Here is a 4,526-nt window from a genome sequence, read left to right on the forward strand (position 1 = left end):
CGTGCGGCGCGTGGGCGCTTGGGGCGCTGGCAGCTCCGCAAGCGCCCGCCCCGCTCAATACACCGCAGCCTCTCCCGCTGGCCGATTCTTGAATCGCTTATGCACCCAGTAATACTGCGCCGGAATACGCCGCACCTGGCTTTCGAGAAATTCGGTGATACGACGCGCATCGACAGAAGCGTCGGCAGAAGGAAAATCACTTAGCTCTTCGAATATTGTCAGCTTGTAACCCCGATAATCCGGCAGCACCTCGGTGACAAACGGCACGACCCGCGCGTTGCCCGCTTTGGCCAGACGCGACACCGAAGTCAGCGTGCAAGCCGGCACGCCGAAGAACGGCACGAATACCGAATCGCGCAAACCAAAATCCATATCCGCCGCGAGCATCACCGGCTTGCCGTCACGCAAGACCCGCAACGCGCGGCGCACGCTGTCGCTGCGTGGAATCATCTCCGTGCCGAAGCGGCCGCGCTGACGCTTGGCCATCGCATCGAACAGCACGTTGGACATCGGCGTGTATAACGAGGCGACCGGATGGCGCGTCGAATACATCATGCAACCCGCCTCTATGCCCACGAAGTGAAAGCCGACGAAGATAGTGGGCCGCGTATGCGCTTGCGCGAGATCAATGGCGCTTTCCACTTCCACCAGTTGCGAGATCGCGCGGGCATTGCCGAACCATTGCGGTCCGCGCTCGACGTAACTGCGAATCACATGGCAGAAGTGCGCGCGCGCCAGTCGCTCGCGTTCGGGCTCGCTCATGTCGGGAAAACACAGCTTCAGATTGGTGTGCACAACCCGTCTGCGCGTACTTGGAATGCGGTACAACAAGGCGCCCAATCCTGTGCCGATGCGCGCGACGACGCCGTACGGCAGGAGCGCGAAGACGCGCAGCAATCCCGTCATCAGAGTGACGAGTATTCGACTTTTCACGGAAGATCCCGGTGAGTGCAGCATGGCAAACACTCCAATCGCATTTAGCCTTAGCTTGGCGATGAAGTGACAGGCGAGCGCGTCAAGACCGGGTAGCGCGCTGCGCTTGAAGCAGCAAAAGTGAGGCCCTCGCGCGTTGCCGCGAAACAGGAGGAGGATCGAGGTCGGAATCTTAAACCGGTTTTAGCGCTTAACGACCAAACCGGTAGGACTCGCATTCTTACAGTTGATCACAGCGCAGCTGACGAGAACCTGAAGTCAAGCCTTGCCTCTGTGACAAGATGCACCCAACGTGGCAAACGGCCTTGCGTGCATGAAACGGCGTCCGGGTCATCGCGACCCGGACGCGCAAACCCAATTACGGCTTGTTCGATTCGAACAGATTCATGATCTGCTGCTTCTCGCTCGACGAGACGTCGGGCGTCGGTGCAGGCGGTGTCATCCCGGCCGGCCCTACGCCACCCACCGCGTCGCTGGCGCCCGCTAGCGGATTGGCGGAGTCGAGGCCGATACTGGCAACAAACCCATTGCCCGGCGTCACATCCGCATAGAACAGTTCGCCGTCGACGGTCGTGACCGTATCCGGCATGGCCGGCTCGGCTTGCGGCACGCCACGCAGCGCCTGTCCCATGTAGTCGACCCAGATCGGCAGCGCCAGTTGCGCACCGAACTCTCGGCTACCCAGGCTCTTCGGCTGGTCATAGCCCATCCATGCCACCGCCACCAGCGATTGCTGATAGCCCGCGAACCAGCCGTCCTTGGCATCGTTCGTCGTACCGGTCTTGCCCTGCAGGTCGGAGCGCTTCAGCACGTTGGTGCCTGCGCCCGTGCCTGCCGTCGCCACCGAATGCAACAGGCTGTTCATGATGTACGCGTTGCGTGGATCGATCGTACGCGGCGCATCACGTCCCGCTGTGAGCGGCTGTGCCCTGGAGATCGGCTGACCGCGTGCATCGGTCACTTCGCTGATGAGGTACGGATTGATCCGGTAGCCACCGTTCGCGAACACCGAATACGCACCCGCCGATTGCAACGGCGTGACCAGACCGGCACCGAGCGCCATCGGCAGATACGGCGGAGTCTTGTCAGCATCGAAGCCGAAACGCTGCGTAACAAAATCCTGCGCGTACTTCGTGCCGATGAACGAAAGAATCCGGATCGACACAAGGTTCTTCGATTTTTCCAGCGCGAGGCGCATCGGCATCGGACCGTCCGGCTGGTCGTCGTCCTTCGGCTCCCACGCGTCGCCGCCCGGCGTGCTCGGCGGGAAATAAAGCGGCGCATCGTTGATGATGGTCGCCGGTCCCAGTCCCTTGTCGAGCGCGGCCGAATAGATAAACGGCTTGAAGCTCGAACCCGGCTGACGCCACGCCTGGGTAATGTGATTGAACTTGTTCTTGTTGAAGTCGAAGCCGCCAATCAGCGCGCGAATCGCGCCGTCCTGCGGCGTGAGCGACACCAGTGCGCCTTCCACCTGCGGCAGCTGCGTGATCTGCCAGTTGCCCTTGTCGTCAGCCATGAGGCGCACGATCGAACCCGGCTTGATACGCAGCGCACCCGAGGCGCGCGGGCTCAGCGCGGCGGCCACGAAGCGCAGACCGTCGCCGTTGATGGTGGCCTCGGTGCCGTCGAGGAACTGCGCCTGCACCTCTTTCGCACTGGCCGCCGTCACCACGCCCGCGACGATCTCACCGTTGTCCGGGTGATCGGTCAAGGCGTCGTCAATGGCCTGATCGCGGTCGTCGCCAGGCGCCGGCAGCTCCACATAGCCTTCCGGTCCGCGATAGCCGTGGCGGCGCTCATAGTCCATCACGCCCTTGCGCACGGCATGGTAAGCGGCGTCCTGGTCGGCGGAGTCGACTGTGGTGATCACGTTCAGGCCGCGCGTGTAGGTTTCATCCTTGTACTGCGCGTACATCATCTGCCGCACCATTTCCGCCACGTATTCAGCGTGCACGCTGTATTCGTTGCCGGGGTTCTTGGTGTGAATCTCTTCCTTGACCGCGGCGTCGTACTGATCCTGCGTGATGTATCTCAGATCGAGCATGCGCTTCAGGATGTATTCCTGACGAATCTTCGCGCGCTTCGGATTGACCACCGGGTTATAGGCGGACGGCGCCTTGGGCAGCCCTGCCAGCATCGCGCATTCGGCGAGCGACAGGTCTTTCAGATCCTTGCCGAAGTACACGCGCGCAGCCGCCGAAAAACCGTAGGCGCGCTCGCCCAGATAAATCTGGTTCATGTACAGCTCGAGAATCTGATCTTTGCTGAGCGCGCGTTCGATCTTGTAGGCGAGCAACATTTCATAGACCTTGCGGGTGTAGGTCTTTTCGCTCGACAGGAAGAAATTGCGCGCCACCTGCATCGTGATCGTGCTGGCGCCCTGCGACGCGCCGCCGTGCAACAGGTCGGTCGTACCCGCGCGCAGAATGCCCACGAAGTCGACACCGCCATGCTCGTAGAAGCGGTAATCCTCGATCGCGAGCACCGCCTTCTTCATCTGGTCCGGAATGTCCTGGAAGCGCACGAGATTGCGCCGCTCTTCGCCGAACTCGCCGATCAGCACGTGGTCTGCGGTATAGACGCGCAGCGGCACCTTCGGGCGGTAGTCGGTCAGGGCATCGAGCGACGGCAGTTGCGGCCCCATCACCACGAGCGCATAACCGATGATCAGCGCCCCGACGACGGCAGCGGTTGCCATCAGACCGACGAAGCTCAGCAGGATGCGCGCGCCGAGTGAACGACGGCGCGGTTCGTCGTCAGGTCCTGCAGTGCGGTGATAGGGATCCCGGTCTGCATCACCCGGAGAATTTGAGGATTGCGGTCGTTTGATGATTGGCATGACTCGAATAGTTGGCGCGTGACTGCACGCCTGCTGCGCACGTTGTTCGCGCACAGATGGATCGTAACCTTGGCGCCATGACGCCTTGCCCCCACGCCCGGCAAAACGGGACACGCATTGCTGCAGGCGGTTTATACCACCGCGCGACCCTACGTCCCCGGCGGGCCACACGGCGCACGAACGCGCGGCCCAGAGGGAGCCCCGCGCAACGTAACAGCGAATTTTAAAGAAATCAAGCGCGGTCGACGGGCCTTTTTTTGTAAGAATTCCTTGGGGATCGCTCCCCGCAGCCGCCCGGCGCGCCATTACGGGTGTCTTTTTGTACGGCCAGCCACAGTTATCAACAGAAATTGTTGAAAGGCCTGTGGACAAGCCTGCCGGAAACGGCTCAAGCCCTTGATGTCACGGGATTTTCACTCGCCGCCCGTTTCGCATTAAGGCAACTCGCCTTATGATTGGCTTGTCGCACGCGAGCCGGGTGCGGCTGCGCGCCCAATCCGCCGTTCGACGCCAACAAGTTACGCGAGCAAGACCATGAACAAGCCCAGCGAACGCATCGTCGTCTTCGTGACACCTGCCCAGAAACGCGCTATTGCCGCGAGTGCGGAAAAACTCGGCATCAGCGTGAGCGAACTGATGCGCCGCGCCGTACTGAGCTTCGGCGCCACCAGCGAACAGGTGAAGGCCGCCGGCATTGTCGACCGGTTGCGCGCACCACGCGAGCCCGACGCGCTCAACGCCGCGCTGGAAC

The 4,526-nt window shown here is 61.9% G+C and carries 3 protein-coding genes; 1 reads left to right on the top strand and 2 read right to left on the bottom strand.

The genetic code is table 11. The features are described 5' to 3' along the window. Positions 1 to 54 precede the first annotated feature (54 nt). Positions 55 to 933 (bottom strand): lipid A biosynthesis lauroyl acyltransferase, encoded by an 879-nt coding sequence (locus WCA85_RS27180; protein WP_424067963.1) that lies wholly within the window; start codon positions 931 to 933, stop codon positions 55 to 57. A 358-nt stretch (positions 934 to 1,291) separates the two neighbouring features. Continuing rightward, positions 1,292 to 3,775, bottom strand: coding sequence for a penicillin-binding protein 1A (locus WCA85_RS27185; protein WP_424067964.1), 2,484 nt, complete (start codon positions 3,773 to 3,775; stop codon positions 1,292 to 1,294). Between the two features lie 534 nt (positions 3,776 to 4,309). On the opposite strand from WCA85_RS27185, the gene WCA85_RS27190 reads away from it, so the two are divergent. Beyond that, a partial coding sequence (locus WCA85_RS27190; RefSeq protein ID WP_424067965.1) for a plasmid mobilization protein occupies positions 4,310 to 4,526 on the top strand: 217 nt, incomplete at its 3' end.

The sequence above is a fragment of the Paraburkholderia sp. genome (genome assembly GCF_049581445.1).
In the GTDB taxonomy this organism is placed as follows: domain Bacteria; phylum Pseudomonadota; class Gammaproteobacteria; order Burkholderiales; family Burkholderiaceae; genus Paraburkholderia.